The organism is Chryseotalea sp. WA131a, assembly GCA_025370075.1.
Lineage (GTDB): Bacteria > Bacteroidota > Bacteroidia > Cytophagales > Cyclobacteriaceae > ELB16-189.
In genome coordinates this window covers 3,271,594-3,291,625 of the sequence record CP073016.1, presented here as the reverse complement: position 1 = coordinate 3,291,625, position 20,032 = coordinate 3,271,594, and the positions used below count along the sequence as shown (strand labels likewise).

At 41.5% G+C, this 20,032-nt stretch carries 15 protein-coding genes and 2 pseudogenes; 4 read left to right on the top strand and 13 right to left on the bottom strand.

Going from position 1 to position 20,032, the window contains the following annotated elements:
* Window positions 1-5: 5 nt before the first annotated feature.
* Together KA713_15150 and KA713_15145 are read right to left on the bottom strand one after the other, a co-directional pair.
* Window positions 6-2,438 (bottom strand): bifunctional UDP-N-acetylmuramoyl-tripeptide:D-alanyl-D-alanine ligase/alanine racemase, encoded by a 2,433-nt coding sequence (locus KA713_15150; GenBank protein UXE65789.1) that lies wholly within the window; start codon window positions 2,436-2,438, stop codon window positions 6-8.
* Between the two features lie 6 nt (window positions 2,439-2,444).
* Complete coding sequence (locus KA713_15145) at window positions 2,445-2,777, bottom strand: tRNA-binding protein (protein ID UXE65788.1); 333 nt, start codon at window positions 2,775-2,777, stop codon at window positions 2,445-2,447.
* A 69-nt stretch (window positions 2,778-2,846) separates the two neighbouring features.
* Between KA713_15145 and KA713_15140 the strand changes: the two genes are divergently transcribed.
* Window positions 2,847-3,191, top strand: coding sequence for a hypothetical protein (locus tag KA713_15140; GenBank protein UXE65787.1), 345 nt, complete (start codon window positions 2,847-2,849; stop codon window positions 3,189-3,191).
* Window positions 3,192-3,473: 282 nt separating this feature from the next.
* Here the strand turns inward: KA713_15140 and KA713_15135 are convergent, their stop codons facing one another.
* The 7 genes and pseudogenes from KA713_15135 to KA713_15105 all read right to left on the bottom strand — a co-directional run bounded on the left by KA713_15135 (window position 3,474) and on the right by KA713_15105 (window position 11,578).
* Complete coding sequence (locus KA713_15135; protein ID UXE65786.1) at window positions 3,474-4,112, bottom strand: lipid-A-disaccharide synthase N-terminal domain-containing protein; 639 nt, start codon at window positions 4,110-4,112, stop codon at window positions 3,474-3,476.
* Between the two features lie 56 nt (window positions 4,113-4,168).
* Complete coding sequence (locus tag KA713_15130) at window positions 4,169-5,671, bottom strand: putative DNA binding domain-containing protein (GenBank protein UXE65785.1); 1,503 nt, start codon at window positions 5,669-5,671, stop codon at window positions 4,169-4,171.
* Window positions 5,668-6,297, bottom strand: coding sequence for a DUF4062 domain-containing protein (locus tag KA713_15125; GenBank protein UXE65784.1), 630 nt, complete (start codon window positions 6,295-6,297; stop codon window positions 5,668-5,670). Before KA713_15125 ends, KA713_15130 begins: the two co-directional genes overlap by 4 nt.
* Window positions 6,298-6,325: 28 nt before the next feature.
* Window positions 6,326-6,661 carry a helix-turn-helix transcriptional regulator gene (locus tag KA713_15120; GenBank protein ID UXE69151.1) on the bottom strand — a complete coding sequence of 112 codons (336 nt, stop codon included), beginning with the start codon at window positions 6,659-6,661 and terminating at the stop codon, window positions 6,326-6,328.
* Window positions 6,662-6,736: 75 nt separating this feature from the next.
* Window positions 6,737-7,864, bottom strand: coding sequence for an efflux RND transporter periplasmic adaptor subunit (locus KA713_15115; protein UXE65783.1), 1,128 nt, complete (start codon window positions 7,862-7,864; stop codon window positions 6,737-6,739).
* A 95-nt stretch (window positions 7,865-7,959) separates the two neighbouring features.
* A pseudogene (locus KA713_15110) lies at window positions 7,960-11,092 on the bottom strand (efflux RND transporter permease subunit).
* Window positions 11,093-11,209: 117 nt separating this feature from the next.
* Window positions 11,210-11,578 carry a hypothetical protein gene (locus KA713_15105; protein ID UXE65782.1) on the bottom strand — a complete coding sequence of 123 codons (369 nt, stop codon included), beginning with the start codon at window positions 11,576-11,578 and terminating at the stop codon, window positions 11,210-11,212.
* A gap of 107 nt (window positions 11,579-11,685) precedes the next feature.
* On the opposite strand from KA713_15105, the gene KA713_15100 reads away from it, so the two are divergent.
* Complete coding sequence (locus tag KA713_15100) at window positions 11,686-13,746, top strand: TonB-dependent receptor (GenBank protein UXE65781.1); 2,061 nt, start codon at window positions 11,686-11,688, stop codon at window positions 13,744-13,746.
* A 4-nt stretch (window positions 13,747-13,750) separates the two neighbouring features.
* Here KA713_15100 and KA713_15095 read toward each other — a convergent pair whose 3' ends face one another.
* The 4 genes and pseudogenes from KA713_15095 to KA713_15080 form a co-directional block, all read right to left on the bottom strand.
* Entirely contained in the window at window positions 13,751-14,728 is a 978-nt protein-coding gene (locus KA713_15095) for a YpdA family putative bacillithiol disulfide reductase (GenBank protein ID UXE65780.1), read from the bottom strand.
* Window positions 14,729-15,144: 416 nt separating this feature from the next.
* Window positions 15,145-15,318 (bottom strand): hypothetical protein, encoded by a 174-nt coding sequence (locus KA713_15090; protein UXE65779.1) that lies wholly within the window; start codon window positions 15,316-15,318, stop codon window positions 15,145-15,147.
* Between the two features lie 18 nt (window positions 15,319-15,336).
* Window positions 15,337-16,854 (bottom strand): Do family serine endopeptidase, encoded by a 1,518-nt coding sequence (locus KA713_15085; protein ID UXE65778.1) that lies wholly within the window; start codon window positions 16,852-16,854, stop codon window positions 15,337-15,339.
* A 430-nt stretch (window positions 16,855-17,284) separates the two neighbouring features.
* Window positions 17,285-17,461: pseudogene (locus KA713_15080) on the bottom strand (acyl-CoA dehydrogenase).
* Between the two features lie 610 nt (window positions 17,462-18,071).
* Between KA713_15080 and KA713_15075 the strand changes: the two are divergent.
* Window positions 18,072-19,271 (top strand): IS4 family transposase, encoded by a 1,200-nt coding sequence (locus KA713_15075; GenBank protein ID UXE65777.1) that lies wholly within the window; start codon window positions 18,072-18,074, stop codon window positions 19,269-19,271.
* 132 nt (window positions 19,272-19,403) lie between these two features.
* The gene (locus KA713_15070) at window positions 19,404-19,967 is read left to right on the top strand and encodes a hypothetical protein (GenBank protein ID UXE65776.1); all 564 of its coding nucleotides are present in this window, start codon (window positions 19,404-19,406) and stop codon (window positions 19,965-19,967) included.
* Window positions 19,968-20,032: the final 65 nt, after the last annotated feature.

Here is a 20,032-nt window from a genome sequence, read left to right as displayed (position 1 = left end):
CTCCATCAAATACCCTCGGCAAAAAACACGCGTTTCACCCGCTCGCTGGTATTGGTTAAAATTTCGTATGGAATGGTGCCTAACCGCTCGGCTACTTCATGTATCGGCAAATCTTCGCCAAAAATAAGTACTTCGTCTCCTTCGTGTGCATCAATGTCCGTCACATCAACCATCGTCATGTCCATGCACACATTGCCCACCACCCGTGCACGTTTGCCTTTAATCAACACCACACCTTTGCCTTTGCTAAACCCACGGCTAAACCCATCGGCATAGCCAATGGCGATGGTAGCAAGTTGTAAATCTTTTTCAGCTACTCCTTTTCTTCCGTAGCCAATGGTTTCGCCCTTTTTTATTTTTTTGATTTGCGAGATGATTGTTTTCAGGGTAGCCACCGGTTGCAGTTGGTCAAATTTATCGTCAGTAGGGTTTACTCCATATAAGCCAATGCCCAATCGCACCATGTCCATTTGAAAATCGGGTAAGCGCAAAATTCCTGGCGAATTAAGAATGTGCCGAAGGGGTTTTGCATGTAGCGATTGCGAAAGCGTTTGGTAAAAATATTGATAACGTGAAAACTGCTCAGCCGAAAACCCATCATGTACAGCTTCATCGGCCCCAGCCAAATGCGAGAAGACGGAGGCAATTTTGATCGTAGGCTTATCTTTTAGTAACGAAACAATTTCACCTAACTCGCTTTCATCAAAACCCAAACGGTGCATACCCGTGTCAACTTCGATGTGAATGGTAACGGGCGAATTTTCAACAAACCGAACGAGCGCCTGAAGCATTTTTAAATTGTAAACTACAGGCTCTAATCCATAACTGAGTAACGACTGAAAGTTTTCTTCGGCAGGGTTCATGACCATAATGGGCAAAGCAATATTGTTTTTACGCAACTCCACACCTTCATCTGAATAGGCCACACCCAAGTAATCTACTTGATGGTATTGCAGCAGATTGGCCACTTCTTCGCTACCACTTCCATAGGCAAACGCCTTTACCATCGCCATCAATTTTACTTTTGGTTGGAGTCTCGACTTGAAAAAATTTAGGTTATGAACCATCTTGTTCAAGTCAATTTCCATTACGGTACCATGTATCTTGCGTTGAAGTAGTTGTACAATTTGTTCGAACCGAAAAACACGGGCTCCCTTTATCAATACCAATTCATTATCAAAATCTTCCCACGTATTTGACTTCAAAAAGTCAGCCGTGCTTTGATAAAACCTGGCATTCAAGTCACTAAACACAGATTGATGACCATACAGTAATCGACCAATGCCTATGAACCGTGTTATATGAACTTGTTTCACTAACTCATAGATGCTTTTTACCAACACCTCGTCAGGCAACCCCGATTGCAAAACATCGGAAAGGATTAGTGTTTTCTTTTTCTTTTGTTGACTGGCTAAAAAATCTAGACTGATGCGCAACCCGGCCAAATCATTGTTGTAGGTATCATCAATGAGTTGGCAATGGTTGATACCTTGTTTTAATTCCAACCGCATGGCCACCGACTGCAAGGTGAGCAACCGCTCTTGAAGAATGGAGGGTGAATAGCCCAAATACAACATCACCGCTACACAATGCGAGGCGTTTTCAATCGAAGCCTTATCGCGAAATGGCCACTTCAGTTCAAAAGAAAGATTTTGGTAGTTGACATGAACGCCTCCTTCTATTTCTTGAAATCGTATGGCGGCCGAGGAACTCATCCCCCAGCTAATGGAAGGGATATTTTGTCCCTTTATTGCTCTATCAATTTCTGCATGATCGGCACAATAGATTAGCACCTTTACATTTTTGAACAGCTTGCTCTTTTCATTTATTTTTTCTTGCCGGTTTGAAAACCCTTCATCGTGGGCCGTGCCAATGTTGGTGAAAATGCCAATGGTTGGTTGAATAATGGCGGCTAACTTTTCCATTTCACTTCGCTGAGAAATGCCCGCTTCAAAAATCCCTAACTGATGATGCGATTGTAATTGCCAAACCGATAAGGGAACGCCTACTTGCGAGTTGTAGCTGCCTGGATTTTTGGCAATGTTTTGATCGTTAGAAAGAAGTTGATACAGCCATTCTTTGATAACTGTTTTTCCATTACTGCCTGTAATCCCAATTATGGGAATGGAAAATGTGGAGCGATGGTGCGCAGCTATTTTTTGGATCGCATCAATCGAAGAATCGACCAGCAAGATGTTGGCCTCGGTGAACAAATGAACATCAATGGCTTGTTCAACTACAAATTGGCGAATGCCCAAGTGGTAAAGTTCATGTAGGTGCGCATGGCCATCGTGCCGAATGCCTTTGATGGCAAAGAAAACAGAACCATCAGCCACTACGGATTTGCGGCTATCGATCAGCAATGTTTTAACCGGCCTTTCATTGATCAGTTGAAGGAAGCGTCCACCACAAATATTCGCGAGTTCAGAAAACATCATGTTGGCTTAGAACAATCTAGCCCCGTTGGGCACTTTTTTATCAATGGAAGTCAGCACTACAAACCCTTGTTCATCCGGAAAGCCTGTAACCAGTACTTCGGAAATAAATGTGGCGATTTGCTTGGGCGGAAAATTGACCACGCAGGCCACTTGTTTGCCCAGGAGGTCATCTGGCTGGTAATGCTGGGTAATTTGCGCACTTGATTTTTTAACACCCAATTCTGGGCCTAAATCGACCCAGAGCTTAATGGCCGGCTTTTTTGCACCCTCAAAAGGCTCGGCTTTTACAATTGTCCCCGCACGAAGATCAATTTTTACGAAGTCATCCCATGAAATCATTCAAAAAATTTTATATTTTGCATTCCTAAACTTAAAAAGTAAGATACTACGTTTCAACGTTTTACCATAATGAAGCAGAATTTTTCGGTGTTCGCAGTATTTTTAACAGCTTTCTTGAGCTTGCTTGTGATCTCTGCGCGTGCGCAAGAAAACCATCCTGAAACAGCCGATGAATTAAAAGAACTTAATGCCAACCACCCGGAGTTAAAACTCGAAGAAGACAAAACCCTGCTTGCCGAGCCGGATACAAAAACACTTATCACCCCTGCTGCCATTATTCGCGAAAACCAGTCCACCAAAGCAGGTAAACCAAAAGATGCAAAACTAGAAAAAGAGGAGGATGATGCACTCTCTTTCAACTTTCTATTCTATATCTTCGAAAAGTTTAAGAAAAGCGACATTGTAGATAATTAGATTGGGAGATGTTGTTTACCCAAATAAGTTTTCTGAAAACAAATTACCTACAAGTGCGGCAATTGATGGAAAGCAACCCCCATTTTGAAAGATTGATTTTGAAAGCTAATTGCTTTGCGTGGAGTCTTGGAAAGACAAATAGAGTTCCAAACTTTTTCCGCTGAAAAAAATTCACCCCTCTTCTTACGCGCAGTCCACAGGTTTTGCGATAGTTTCTTCACAAGTACCTGGCCTCTTATCTAGGAATAGATGCCGCCACCTTTAGTAAGTTGCTTGTCACCGTCAGGGTTTAACGGCTGTTTTAGAATCAATATACATCCCCGTGCGAAAGTAGAGGATGATGTTTCTTCCATAGAAAATCAATCCCAGTGATTGGGCTACCAACAAGACAGGCTCTGATTTGTAGATGGAATACATCACCACAAAAATGGAAGCCACTGCACTGATGACCCAAAAGCCCAACGGCAAAATGGATTCGTGGGCCTTTTCAGAAAAGTACCACTGGTACAGATACCGACAATTGAGCAAGAGCTGCCCGGTGATGCCCAACAACGTAAGCGCGTGAAAGGAAAACGTCCAATCAAGTTTTTCAAAGGATTTAAAAAAGAAAAATGCAATGGCAGGCGGGATGAGCAAAAGTAGAATTTGGATGGGCATGGGAACATAGCTCCAAACTTTTTTCAGTTGTAGGTTTCGTACATAGATGTAAAATGAAATGGTTTGGCCTATTAAAATAACCACATCTTGCCGAAGCAACCCATAAATCAAAAACAGCGAAGAGCCTGTTAAACTAAATACCCAAAACAAGGTTGGCGAAACCACTCGGCCTTCGCGCTCCGAAAGATACCATTGCACCACCGACCGCGCCCCAAACAAGCCTTGTGCGAAGAACCCTAAAATGAGGAGCCAGTCGAGTGTCATATCTTTTTGCTGCTCTTTTCAATCAATAGTTGTTCTGCTGTATTTATCTTCTTTATTCATTTAATTTTTGATTGCATTTTCTTAGTCAGATAGTACCCTCCAGTTTTAGGTGCTCCTTTAAACTCTATTATCCCTACTTCTTTGGCTGTTCTTAGGTATCTTTCTGTGGTAGGTTTTGATTTACCTCTTTTTGTAGCAATATCTAAAGCATTAGCACCTTCCTTTGTTAGAATTAGCTCTACTATCTTTATAATCTCTACTCTTACACCATCACTTACACCATCAATTGCACCATCACTTAGACCATCATCTATCAATCTATTTACACCATCACTTACACCATCACTTACACCATCACTTAGACCATCATTTACACTAGTTTCTTTTTTAGTAGCTAATGCTTTAGGGCCATTAAATGTTAGCGTAACTCCATCAATACTATCCTTCCAAACAGGGTCTTTTAAACCTTCTGCTCTACATAGCTCGACTACTTTTATAGTTCCCCTACCAAGTTTATCAATCAGTCCTTTTAGAAAAACAATATGAGCTATATCTGGATTGACAGGATGTGAACGATGGCTTTTCTTTAACTCACTTACTTTTAAATCATCAGGAAGATGACCACTGTTTGAAACAACAAAGCTATCAGGGTATATGCTTATTTCAACATTACTTGAGCGGCTGCTATAATCTCTATGCATTAAGGCATTAATAACTCCTTCCTGCAAAGCTTTAGGTGGAAACTTAAAATCTATCCGTTTCCATTGGTTCTTATCGAATACGCTACGAACGCCCAAGTTTTCTATATAACGTTCCAGTTTATCCTGGATAGCAAAAAGATTGCCTTCAAATACTTCATCTCTCAATAAGGCTTTGTCAGTTTTACCTTCTCCATATTCCGTTAAGCGAACCCTAACTTGTGGTAAATATTTTGTTGGTGTCTTTGCAAATAGCACCACGCAGGCATTGGTGAATGCACCATTTTGATACAAACCATAATGAGAAAGAAAATCAATCACATCACTCTTTTCAAAATTTCCTCTGTGGTTATCTCTTGATTCTTTAATGACCGAAAGAACAAGTTTTTGGTCTAAATCAACCAAGTCAATACCTAAGCAAGGTTGGCGTTCCCAATGTAATTCGGATTTTTGACGACCGTGAATCAATTCAGAAATTTGTTGTGATGTGGCCTTTACTGTTTTATTAGCTACCCTGAAATAAATAGAGCCATCAAACAAATAAGGTTGCTTTGAACCACCATAAACCTTTAACAGAATCAAATCTTTTTCTTCAATAGATTCAACGCTAATAGTGATGGGTGCTTCAGGAACAATAGAAGAAAGTAAATATATCTTTAACTGCTCCACACTTTTCTCTGCATTAGCGACACCCATAGGTTTTCCAGCTTCACTTAATCCTACCAATATGCGCCCTCCTTTACCATTTAGAAAACTGCATAGTACTTTAGCTATTTCATCTTTACGAACAGAATCCTTGAATTCAAGCTGTTCGCTTTCGCCCTGCTTTATCAGGTCTTTTATGAGTTGTTCTTCTTTCATTTTTTTGGCTGTTTAAGCTCTTCCAATTCTCTTATTCGCTTCTTCATATCACCAAATTGGGTTTCAATAAATTTTTTTACTTCTTCCATACTTTTGAATGATTGCACCCAATATTTTCGAACATCATTATACATATCAACTACTTTTACGCTATCTAACACAGTAGTTTTGGGTATTTCGAACTTTTTCCGTTTCCCAGATTTTGTATACATTTTAGGATGAAGAAGCTTTCTTAAAAATTCAATTTTTTCATGTGCAATAAACCACATAGGTTTGTCAAGTCTTTTGGCTTCTAAAAATTCTGCATGTGTAATTCCAGAGCCATATCTGGGAAAAATAATGCCGAAAAACAAATCACAGTCTTTAACCGCCTGTAAACATGCCGCCTTCGTGTCACCAACATGTTTCATCGAAACATAAACACTTCCTTCTTTCGACATGATTACATTATATCCAAACTGCTGACCTAAAATGGCTGATATTTGGTCTAAATCAGATTCAGAGTCATAAACAGTAGATGAAACCATTATCATTAACTGCTTCTTAGTGGGCACGGCAGGAATCTTGGTTACTACTTTTTTTGCAGTGGTTTTCTTCGTTACTGATATGGATACCTTTTTACTCATGCCAATCGAGTTTTCTTTTTAGGTATTCTTAATTGATACTCAGCCTCCTCTTAGGCGCTCTTTCTTTCACAAGCAAATTGGCATCTTGCAATTTTCTGCCCAGCGGGTCTTCGCCAGCCAATTTCAGCAAGTCTTTCTCTAATCCAAGAACAAACAACACGTGTGCATAAGCACCCATGGCTGCACCTGCGCTGCCATTTTCAATACTCTGTAAAGTAGGGCGACTGATATTCGCTCTTTCGGCTACTTGTTCTGCACTCAACTTTCTTCGGAGCCTTGCTAGCTTGATATTTGCGCCAATTTCTTTGAGAATACTCTCAATTTTGGGCAATACTAGTCTTTTGTTTTTTTCATAATGTAAAATAATATTTACATTTTTTGATATAAATGTAAAAAATATTTAACATTAAAATGTAAAAATGTCAAGTTTTTCGAAACTTTACTCTTCTTCTGAATTCCGTAAGATACTCACCAAATGGTAGGCTCCCTTCAACACAATTTGTTTTTCCTTTAGTGCTTCGGTCAACGTTACTTGCGTAAACCCACCTTCCGAAACTCCTTTTTCTATCTCCACGATTTCAAATTGAAGTGGCTGCGTTTGAACAAATACATAACTTTTATTTTGGAACAATACAATGCCATCGGATGGCACCGTACTCACTTGTATCTGGCTCGTTTCGATGCGGGCACTAAAAAACAGTCCGGGTATCAATGCCGCATCTTCCTTTTCCAAATGACAATGTACGCGCACTGTTCGCTCGGGCGTGATTTCTTTCCCAATCAGATAAACGGTGGCCTCTCGTTCTGTTGTTTCGTTGGATAGTCGCAAGAAAACTTTTTGACCGATTTTAAGTTGTGGAATATCTTTTTCAAATACTTGTGCCTCTGCATGCAAATGTTCGGTGTCCACAATCCGAAACATCATGGTGCTGGGGCTTACATACATACCAATGTTAACATTCACCTGACTGATGAAACCAGAGATGGGCGAAGCAATTGAAATGGTGCTTTTGATTTCGCCATTTTCAATATCGGAAGGGTGAATGTTTATGAGTTCCAATTTCGCTTTTAATCCCAACAACTTTGCTTTGCTTGATTGATAATTGGATTTGGCCATTTGAAAATCTTTGGCTGCACTCACTTTTTCATTTTGCAATTCTTCTTGCCTTTTATATTCTAACTCCAGGTATTCCAATTGGTTTTTAGTCATCAGGTAATCTTCTTGCAATTGAATATAATCCGGATGCTCCAGCACGACTACCGTTTGCCCTTTTGCCACGCGCATACCTTGAAGAAATTCTGTCCTCTTCACAAATCCGCCCAAAGGCGCAGAAATGGAAACCAAATTTTGTGGAGGCACATCGAGCATGCCGTTGGCTTTAATAACTCCACTAATCGAGCGCATCACTGGCTGCCCAACCTCAATGCCCATTTTTTTAATTTGCTCTTCCGATAAAGCTACGTGCAAGGAAGTAGCCGTTGTTTGTGCTTTTGTTTCAGGCTCCGATTTTTTGGAGCAACTGAAAATTGAAACAACGGATAGAATTAGAATGAGAAACTTTTTCATGAGTAGTTAATTTTTTCACCATATAGAAACATAGATGCTATACAGTGCTTGATTTGATTGTTAGATAAAATTTACTTTTTATTAGAAAAATGCAATTAGGTGGTAGAGGTGATTTTACTTTCATCTTTTTCAAAATACGTATACAAAATCGGCAACACAATCAAGGTCAGCAATGTGGCTGTAATCAACCCGCCAATCACCACGGTAGCCAGTGGCCGCTGCACTTCAGCACCAGAGCCGTGCGATAAAGCCATTGGCAAGAAACCAAGCGATGCTACAAGTGATGTCATCATTACAGGCCGCAAGCGTACTTCCGTTCCCTTCATTACAATTTGATGGATGCTTAGCTCGCCTAATTTTTTCAATCGGTTAAATTCGCCAATCAGCACAATGCCATTCAGCACGGCTACTCCAAATAGCGCGATAAAACCGACTCCTGCCGAAATGCTAAACGGCATGCCCCGAATCCACAAGGCAACAATCCCACCGATGGCAGATAGTGGGATGGCCGTAAAAATCATTAAGCCTTGCTTGAGGGAATGAAACGTAAAATAGAGCAAACCCAAAATCAATAATAGTGCGACTGGCACCGCCACCAGCAACCGTTGCTTGGCTTCCTCCAAATTTTTAAATGAACCCCCGAAGGACACAAAGTACCCTGGTTCAAATTTTACTTCGCGCGAAATTTTTTCTTTCATTTCTCTTACAATACTTTCCACATCGCGGCCACGAATGTTAAAGCCAACCGCTATTCTTCGTTTGGCATCATCGCGCTGAATTTGGTTGGCCCCTTCTTTCAATTCAATTCGTGCCAATTGTTCGAGCGGGATTTGCTTTCCTTCGGCTGTGGTGACATATAGATTTTTGATATTCTCGATACCGATTCGGTCTTGCGCTTGTAAGCGAACGACCAAATCAAATCGTTTTTCATTTTCATATACCACTCCGGCTGTTTCGCCCGCAAAGCCGGTGCGCAATACGCGGTTCACTTCTTCTATGCTCAATCCAAATTGCGCCAGCTTATTTCGATCGAACGTAACCATGAACTGCGGCAATCCGCCAATCGGCTCCACGTACACATCATTTGCGCCTTCTACTTTTCTGGCAATTTTTCCCACCTGGTCGGCATAACTGGCCAGCAGATTTAAGTCTTCGCCATAAATTTTTAACACCACATCTTGCCGCGCACCCGTCATCAATTCATTAAAGCGCATTTGAATCGGCTGCTGAAATCCAAATAATACACCCGGCATTTCTTCTTGAAGCTTCGTGGCCATTTTTTCGGCCAGTTCATCGCGCGAAGCCGCACTTGTCCATTCGGCCCTATCTTTGAGTACGATGAGCAAGTCGCCATTTTCAATAGGCATTGGGTCGGTGGGGATTTCTGAAGTGCCAATTTTTCCCACCACTTTTTTTACTTCCGGAAAATTGTCTAACAATACACGCGAACTCTTTTGAACAGTCTCTGTCATTTGTGAGAGCGAACTTCCAGTAAGAATGCGCGTCTCCACAGCGAAGTCTCCTTCATCAAGTGTGGGGATAAATTCACCGCCAAGGTTTAAAAAAATGATGAAGCTTATCGCGAAAGCAACAATGGAACAGGCCACAATCACTGCCCGTTTTTTTAAACTGGCCGCAAGTACTGGCGCATACCAGCGGTGTAGTTTGCGAATGACTTTATCAGAGATGGTTTCTTTCGGAAGCGGATTTCTGCTCAGGAACAATGCAGACATCATGGGCACGTAGGTGAGCGAAAGGACTAATGCTCCGAGTATGGCAAATGAAACGGTCTGCGCCATGGGGCGAAACATTTTTCCTTCGATGCCCACCAATGTTAAAATAGGAATGTACACAATCAAGATGATGATTTCGCCAAAGGCTGCACTGCTGCGGATGCGCGTAGCCGATTCATACACTTCATCGTCCATTTCGGTTTGCGATAAACGGGTAGAAAGATTTCGGATTTGTAAATGGTGCATGATGGCCTCTACAATAATCACGGCCCCATCTACAATCAAACCAAAATCAATGGCACCAAGGCTCATCAAGTTGCCCGATACACCAAATAAATTCATCAATGTAATCGCGAAGAGCATGGCGAGCGGAATAACGGAAGCGACAATAAGTCCTGCTCTCAAATTCCCCAACAAAAGCACCAATACAAAAATCACAATCAGCGCACCTTCTGCTAAGTTTTTGGTAACCGTGCTGATGGCGTTGTTCACGAGTTTGGTTCTGATCGAGGTAGGGCTCAATTTCTACACCTTCGGGCAAGGTGGTTTTGATTTGCTCGATGCGCTCTTTTACTTTTTCAATCACCAACGATGAGTTGGCACCTTTCAACATCAACACCACTGCACCTACTACTTCGCCTTCATCGTTGTACGTAATGGCGCCATAGCGGATCGCATGACCAAACTGCACCGTGGCTACATCGCGAATCAGAATGGGCAAACCCGTGGGGGTATTTTTCACCACAATTTTTTCCAAGTCTTCCAATCCATTTACTAACCCTTCGCTGCGAATAAAGTAAGCGTACGGTTTTTTATCGATGTAAGCACCGCCCGTGTTCTGATTGTTTTTTTCGAGTGCTTGAAAAATTTCAGAGATGCTCACGTTCATGCCGCGCAGCTTTTCGGGGCTTAGCGCGATTTCGTATTGCTTGAGATAGCCTCCCCAACTACTTACGTCTGCCACGCCTTCGGTGCCGAGCAATTGCCTGCGCACGATCCAATCTTGAACGGTGCGCAATTCCATGGCATTGTATTTCGATTCGTACCCTTTTTTGGGCCGTAAGATGTATTGATAAATTTCACTTAAGCCCGTAGAAACCGGAGCGAGTTCTGGGCTGCCCGAACCTTTAGGAATCAACTCTTTAGCCTTCGTCAGTCGTTCGTTTACTTGCTGACGTGCCCAATACACATCGGTGCTTTCGGTGAATACAATGGTAACGACAGACAAGCCAAAGCGTGAGAACGAACGCATTTCGGTGATGCCCGGAATGGTGGACATGGTTTGCTCTACGGGAAACGTAACGAGCCGCTCAATTTCGGGTGCAGCCAACGAAGGCGATATGGTAAGTATCTGCACTTGATTGTTGGTGATGTCAGGCACGGCATCGATGGGCAATTGAGTGAGCGAGTAACTGCCCCACACCACCAAGCCGATGGTGAGCATGCCAATCACAATTTTATTGCGAATAGAAAATGAAATGATGCTGTTGAGCATTGAACAGATGTTAGATTTAAGATATTAGATGTTAGATTTTGCCAGTGGTGATTCGAACTTGAAGCAACCATCTTGCTACTCAAAATCTTATCATGACGGTAGCGTCAGGACTCAAATCTAAATCCTCGGAGGCTGAAAAATATCTTGAAGCTGCGATTCGAAATGCGCTTCGCGATAAGAAGACGTATGTGTAACTTTTATTGAAAGCGTAGATTCGATAAGTGAAACTTTTGGTGCGGGCAGTGCTACGATGGAGGCCGTAAATTCATGGCCCGGCACTTTGAAGGGAAGTTGGTTGTCGTGGTCATCGTGTGCTACATCGGTTTTGTAGTGCATGGTGAGGAATTCCCAAAAAGTTAAGTCGTTTACTTTTGTTTTGTGCTCGGCATAGTGCTCGAACAAAAGAGGTAGGCGCAGCGCTTCATGAAACTCCGTGGTAGAGCTGATGTAGGTGAAAAGAAATAAAGCGGCTATGAGTTGTTTCACGATGTAAAGATAGAAAAAAGAATTTGAGATAGTATCAACTTTACGTTCTTTGCGAATTGGTGTGAAGTTTTTACCACGAAGGCATAAAGACACCAAGGGCAAATCGGATGAAAAGGGTTTTTAGTACAAGCGTTTTTTTTGTTTTTTTTGCGTGCTATGCCTTTACCCAAACCGATTCTACCAAACTCCTCGACCAAGTCATCATCAAAGCCTTCGCCTACGAAAAACCTTTGCAGGAAGTGGCGGCATCGGTGGCCGTGATTGAGTCGAAAGATTTGAACCGATTTAGCAACACTTCGTTTTTGCCTGCACTCAATACCATTCCCGGTGTTCGCATGGAAGAGCGTTCTCCCGGAAGTTTTCGGTTGGCCATTCGCGGCAGTTCGTTGCGGTCGCCTTTTGGGGTGCGCAATGTAAAATTTTATTGGAACGGTTTGCCCATGACAGACGGTGGGGGCAACACGTATCTGAATTTGCTCGACTTCAATTCGATTAATCAACTAGAAGTAATAAAAGGCCCGAGCGGTAGTTTGTATGGTGCGGGCATGGGCGGTGTGTTGTTGTTGAATTCGCCCAGTGTTTCAAAAAATGAAATACAGTTTTCGGCTATGGCCGGAAGTTATGGTTTGCAACGCTATCAGTTAAAGGCACAGGCAACACAAGGAAAAGTAAAAGCAACTGTTGGCTATGCACATCAACAATCGGATGGCTATCGACAACAAACCGCCATGAAGCGCGATGCCTTGAATTTGGATTTACAATTTCAGCTCAGTAACAAAACCATTTTACGCTCCACTTCTTTCTATACTGATTTGTTTTACCAAACCCCAGGGGCATTAACAAAAGCGCAATACGACCAAGACCCGCGGCAGGCACGCCAAGTAGTAGTTACCCCGTCAGACACATTACCAAGTGCTGTTGAACAAAAAGCGGCCGTTTACAACAAAACTTTTTATTCTGGTTTGATGCTCGACCATCAGTGGAGTGCTGCTTGGTCGACTAAATTTGGAATGTTTGGCTCCGCTACCGATTTCAAAAATCCCGCAATTGCCAATTACGAAATAAGAAATGAAACCAATTGGGGTGGAAGAATGGAGAATCAATATCAGTTTAATCATTCGGATTTTTTAAAGGGAAAACTTACTTTCGGTGGTGAGTTCCAGTTCTTCAATTCGCCTATCAAAAACTATGATAATCTGCAAGGTGTAGCGGGCAATCTGCAGTCTAGCGATGAGTTGAAATCATCGCTCGCGTTGTTGTTCGCTCAAGCAGAATTGGATTTGCCAAAGGAATTTTATTTGACAGTGGGGGCAAGCAGTAATTTTCTCTCTTATCAATTCAATCGCACTTCAGTCGCACCAGCCATTCAACAAACCAGAAATTTTGACCCTGTGCTAATTCCTCGTGTGGCCTTGTTGAAAAAACTCAGCGAAAAGATTTCTGTTTATGGAAGCATCAGCAAAGGGTTTTCTCCGCCTACGTTAGCTGAAGTTCGTCCGTCTACCAACACCTACAACGATAGCTTGCGAGCCGAGACAGGCATTAATTACGAAATAGGAGCGAGAGGCATTTTTTTCAAAAACTTTTCATTTGATGTTGCCTTGTATTCGTTGCAACTGAATGAAACAATAGTAGTGCAACGGCAAATCAGCAATGCCGATTTTTTTGTGAATGCTGGGGGCACCTCTCAATTGGGAGCGGAGGTAATGCTGAGTTACTCAAAACTATTTTCATCCCCCTTGATTTCATATCTCAAAATTTGGACGAGCTATACACGCAATAACTTTACGTTCAATCGATACATCAAAAATCAACAAGACTTTTCCTACAAAAGTTTAACAGGCGTTTCTCCGAATATGTTGGTTTCAGGAGTTGACTTGAAATCAAAAATTGGATTTTACATCAACACCACCTTCAATTACGTAGATGCCATTCCCCTCAACGATGCCAACACCGATTTTGCTTCATCGTATTTCATTGTAGGCAGTCGTGTGGGGTATTCGTCTCAGGCAAAAAATTTTCCGTTTGATGTTTGGCTAGGCATCGATAATGCTACCGACCAGAGGTACAGTTTAGGAAATGACTTGAATGCGGTAGGGGGAAGATATTACAACGCGGCTGCGGGGAGGAATTTTTATGTTGGGGCAAGCGTTGAAATTGGGTATTAGGATGTTAGGACTTGAACGACCCAATACCTAAGCCCCGAATAATCATCTCCGCATGCACCCTTGAGTTTTCAATAAACCATTTGTTCGTTTTCAATCCACCACATACCACACCTGCTAAGTATAAATTCGGAACATTACTTTCCATCGTTTCGGGATTAAAGATTGGTGTATGGTATTCGTCATGTTGAAATTCAACGCCAACAGATTTCATAAATTCAAAAGGAGGTTGGTAGCCCGTCATTGCCAAAACAAAATCATTTTCTAAAGTAAGTTGACCATCACGTGTTTGGATCTTTACGTGGGAGAGCGTGATCTCCAAAATCTCAGAATTGAAAAATGCTTTGATAGAACCTTCTTTGATTCGGTTTTCGATATCGGGCTTCACCCAATACTTGACGCTTTCGCGGATAGTGGGTTCGCGCACTACCATCGTTACCTCCGCACCTTTCCGCCATGTTTCAAGCGCCACATCTACGGCAGAGTTGGCCGCGCCCACTACGATTACTTTTTGTTTGAAATAGGGATGCGGTTCATCGTAGTAATGTTTCACCTTCGGCAAATCTTCTCCCGGCACATTGAGCAAATAAGGCAGATCGTAAAATCCCAATGCTAACACCACTGCTTTCGCCAGATATTCATTTTTGTTGGAGCGAACGACAAACTGATTTTCAACTTTAGAAATGCTTTCGATTTTCTCGTAGAGCTTCACATTCAAATCCCAACTTGTGCAAACCCTTCTATAGTATTCGAGTGCCTCTGCCCGAGTTGGTTTAGGATTATTGGAAATGAAGGGCACATTGCCGATTTCCAACTTTTCGGAAGTAGAGAAAAAAAGCATATTGTTAGGATAGTTGTAGAGCGAATTGACCAACATTTCTTTTTCAACAATAACATAGGAAAGCCTTGCTTTTTTTGCTTCTATTCCACAGGCTAAACCAATAGGGCCGGCTCCGATAATCAGTAGATCAAGTGGCTTTTTCATAAATCACAACTAATTTAGTTTAAAACGCTTTATCAGAGTTGGGAAGCTCTCGTATTATATTTTCGGTATTTTTTCCGAAAACGATTTCTGGTTTTTTTTGAAAGGAAATCCCATAAGTCAAACCTGCACATACGAAATGATTGCCATCCGCAAAAAGAAAATGAAATTAGGGGCCACTAATCATCCCCAGAGGAGGTTAAAACAATAAGGCAGAAGAGCGGTTGAAAAGCGAGCAAAGGGTTAGAAAAAATCGAAATAGAAATCGTATTGCTTGCATTAACTCACAACCTAGCTAGGCTAACCGCATAAAATCATCCATCATTTTTTTGCTCTCAAAAAAACACCCTTTATAAAAAGCTGACAAAGACTTCTGAATAAAAAAGGCTATCTCTACAGTTGAGATAGCCTTTTTACCTTTATGCAGCTCGGTTAAGCTTGTCTTCTTTAATAATGCCCGTTCTAACTTCTTTGGCTTCTATATCAAACGATTTTACTTGAATCACATTGGCTTTGATGTATCGTAGCACCTCCATCACTTTGCCATCAATCTTGCTGCGCACGCGCTCGCCTTTTTTAAACAGTCTCCTCATAATTAAATTTGGGTTTGGTTAATATCGTAGTGCGAATATGTACTCGCGAGGATAATCGGGGTAAACACCTTCAAACGTAATCAATTCTCCGGATTTTTTCGACTTCAATATAGCACTGGCTTCTTTAACGGAGTTTATCTTATTGTTATCAATATGTGTAATGATAAACCCTTCCTTCATATCCGTGTACTTGCGCACTCTGCCATTCTCCAACGACTTTACCTGAACACCATTCTGAAGGTCAAGCTTTTTCAATGTTTTGCTGTCGATGTCTTCTAGTTCAATACCTAACGAAGCAACGGCATCTTTTTCTTCACGTTTTACAGTTCCCGTATTTCCTGCACGGTTCTTAAGGGTAACGGGTAAGGTCACTAATTTTCCTTTGCGGTTGATGGTTAGATTCAATTTATCGCCTGGGCGTTTTCTTCCCACATATTCGATTAATGCTGTGCTTGATTTGATAGGGGCTTCGTCTATTTTCACCACCACATCACCGGGCTTCACACCAGCTGCTTTTGCTGCACTTCTATCGTCTGCACCGCCAAAGTCAATAATATAAGCACCTTCATTTAAGTCTAGATCTTCTTGTTTTGCAAGTTCGCCATCAACACTGCGAACCTGTACGCCCAGCCAGCCCCGCTGCACCGTGCCATAAGCCAATAAATCTTCCACTACTTTGCTCACAATATCCGAAGGAACTGCAAAGCCGTAACCGGAGTAAGCTCCTGTAGGACTTGCAATGGCTGTGTTGATGCCCAACAATCCACCATCTAAGTTAACCAATGCGCCACCGCTATTGCCGGGGTTAATAGCCGCATCTGTTTGGATAAACGATTCTATGGCGCTGCTTGCAGGCACCTCTCCGTTTTTACTTGCTCGGTTGTTGGAATTGATGATATTAATGTTTCGGCCTTTGGCACTGATGATACCAGCCGTAACCGTTGAGTTCAAATTAAATGGATTGCCTACGGCCAGCACCCATTCACCTACACGTGCTTTGTCTGAATCGACAAACGAAAGGGCAGGCAAATTTTTCTGGTTGATTTTGATAACCGCCAAATCCGTATCCGGGTCTGTACCGATTACTTCTGCCTTGAAAGAGCGGTTATCGCTCAGCGTTACTTCCACCACATCGGCATCTTTCACCACGTGGTTATTGGTAACAATATAACCATCGCTGTTGATAATCACACCAGAACCTGAACTTTGGCTAGGGCCTTGTTGCATAGGGCCTTGGGGACCAAAGAAAAAACGGAAAGGATCATCGGCATCGCGCTCACGCGAAATGGCGCTTTCTTTTTGCGATGATTTGATGTGCACTACCGCTGCGGTCACTTTTTCGGCTGTGCCTGTAAAATCTAATGCAACCGTCTCACCCTTTTCATTGATGCGATAGGCCACCTGCGAGGCGGGGGCTCCATTTACATGTTCGATTTTTACATTGGCTTTTTGATTATTGTTAAAGTACTGGTTGGCTACCAGCGTAAGGATGCTACCCAACAGGGCAGCAACCACCAAAGAAACAAACTGCTTCATACTCTTTTCTTTTTGTTCAATTGTTTAAATTTTAATTGATATGGAATTTGAGCGGGCATAAGACGTTAGTCTCGTTGAAAAAGTTGAATACCTTTTCATATCTGCACTTGGTCAACTTCCAAAACATTCCTCCTAAATACGAATTTTGTACCAAAAGGGTTCAAACTGAAATTTTGTCAGTGATACAGTGCCACAGATTTATAAAGCAGATAAAACGAATTGGCACTACTTTTTAACTAACTCCCTATTTTAAAACTCGTATTAGATGGTCAACTTGCCTTCTTGGTCAGACCACACATTTTGCCCACTTATTTTTCTGAAAGCCAACAATTTTTGTTTGCGAGGTTTTTTAGAGCAGGTGTTGAATATTCATTCAAGTAGATATGACATCACTTTTAAATCGGGCTCAAAGAGTCTTTTGAGAAGTTGGTTACTCCATCCCGTACCCTTTCAAAATCGCCTTTGCCAGCGAAACTTTATGCACTTCATCCGGCCCATCGTAAATTCTGGCCCCGCGCTCGTGCCGATACCAAAAGGAAAGAAGCGTATCATCCGTAATGCCAAGTGCTCCATGGACTTGAATGGCTTTGCATAGTGCTTTTATTAGACGTAGTAAATGCCCAGAAATAATATTTTGGGGTCTTTTCAAATTCTACTGAAAATATTTTTTTTAAAAAAAAATTGCGGAAACGGGGGGGAGCATTACTTTCGATCATCAAAATAAATGTTGCGCAATTATTTTTTTTGATGGTGAAACTTATTGTTAAAAAATTTTCTAAACCATTAAATCTAAATTCTTATGAAAAAGTTAAGTGTATTATTATCCTTTTGTTTAGCTGTTCTTTTTTCTGTAACAAGCTCAGTTAGCGCAAATATCTCAATCCCCAAATCAGAAGATGAACCAGGTTTAGTATGTACAGATAGAGACAATAATGGCAACGTTTCTAGATGCTGGTTCTGCAATTGTGCTGAGTGGAGAAAAGCTCACGCAAAATGATGTTTGCGTTGGACGTTTAGATCACAATCAATTTCAAGTTGCAAGGACGCTTGTTATTATTTTGATCTAACGACCATGCGCAGTAATTTTAATTGTTTAAGTTTTGCGTCAATGAAAAAGCTAGTAAACCTTTCACTATTGTCCGACTAAAATTTTTAAAGGGCGTCCTTTTTAAGGTCACCCTTTATGGTTACGTTTAGTTACCACACTTCACATAGCCATGAATAAAGGTAAAAAATTTGTCGGACAGCCGATTCTTTCTCAAATACTTTCTTGCATATCCACGGATATTATCAAGCAGTCCAGCAAGCAACATCGAAGCAATCGGTATTATAAACGTCTCCCAGTACGAGTTCATCTGGTAAGTCTTTTATACGGTGTTTTCAGTTATTGTAATGGCCTTCGGGAGCTTTGTGAGGGCATATTGGCCTGCGAAGGAAAGCTGACACATCTTGGTTTCGATCAGGCTCCCGCTCGTAGTACGCTATCCGATGCAAACAACAATCGCAGTTATCTGGTATTTGAAACGATCTACTTCAAATTACTCAAGCAATATCACAGTTTTATCTCGGACAGCCGGTTGAAAGGTCTCAGTATACGTAACTTGAAAATCATAGACAGTACTACCATCCGCTTGTTTAGCGACATTCTACGAGGAGTTGGTCGTAATCCGCTGGATGGTTCACGCAAGAAAGGTGGTATCAAAGTGCATGCCTTGATGGATGCCTTTTCAGGTGTGGCTGAATTTGTAAGAATGACCGAAGCCAAGGTACATGACCGTAAATTCCTCTACCACATTAAGTTACCGGCCAATAGCTTTGTCGTATTTGATAAGGCGTATAACCTGTATCATCAATTTGTAAAGTGGACAAATCAAAAAGTATGGTTCGTAACACGCATGAAAAGCAATGCCGTGTACCATGTCACCAAAGTAATTATCGACAACACTCAAAGGAAAAATGCAAAGGGTGTTCTCAAAGAGCAGTACGTCACAGTGGGCTACAAAACCGCAGAGCAGACCTTGCGATTAAAACTCAGACGGATTACTTTCAAATCCGATGATGGCAAAGTGTTCATCTTCATAACCAACAACTTTACGCTACCCTGTGCGCAAATCGCTTTGATTTACAAGTGTAGATGGATGATTGAGCTCTTGTTCAAACAAATCAAACAAAATTTTCCACTGCGCTACTTCTGGGGTAACAGCGAGAATGCGATTAAAATACAAGTGTATGCAGTGCTCATAGCTCAACTATTAATGGTCGTTATCCGCAAAAAAGCACAGACTAAAAAATCATTTGCCAATATGATTACTGTGATACGGCTACATTTGATGAGTTATGTTGCCTTGTTCGATTTCATCAAAGATACGTATACCGCTTGGCGAAAAAGCAGCGACCCTCCTTTGTTCATCGCGTAAGGCAACTACCCCTAAAAACGAAGCGTCATTTTAAGACCTAATTCCCCTACGGAAATATGACTTTTTAGACTAGTTTAGTCGGACAAGAATGATTTATTATATTTTCTTTCCGCGGCAACTGGTGAATACATATTGCGAATTTTTGATCTAACATCGAAAAAAGAAATTTATAAGAAGGCGTTTGCGCGCATGGATGCCTTTAAAGAAATTCCTATCTACAGGAGGTCCAATAAGGAGATGAAAGTCTTTAAGGATGGAAGCCTCTACAAACTAATGAACAGAAACGAGAGTTTTGAGTTATCAATTCTAGTAGAAGATCATTTATCAGAAAAGCTTATCACATTTGGCGATTTCTTTGATGAAAAAGGAGTAGGCATCGCGGCCGGTTCAAACCCAATCTCAATGTTTGCTGTTTTCATGGTAACCACAACTTTACGCCAGCAATTTGGCAAAGGAGCTGGCCAAAGTAGATATAGCTATCTATTTGGGGACACAACACAAGCTAAGGGGTTCAAATTAAAAACTGAATTTAAAACCGAAAAGCCCTGGAAGCAAATTATCGATGATTTTGAAATTGACGAACAAAATAAGGGAGTCGATTTTAACACAAAGAATTACCAGCTCCTTGAATCAAAAAAAATTGCGGTTGTATATCACAAAAAAAAGGAAAAAAGAATTACAGTACTCGGGTTCTAAAGCCTTAACCATCTATGAGAAAATGCTCTTTTCCAAGTATACTGTCTCAAAGATGTGCATTAAGG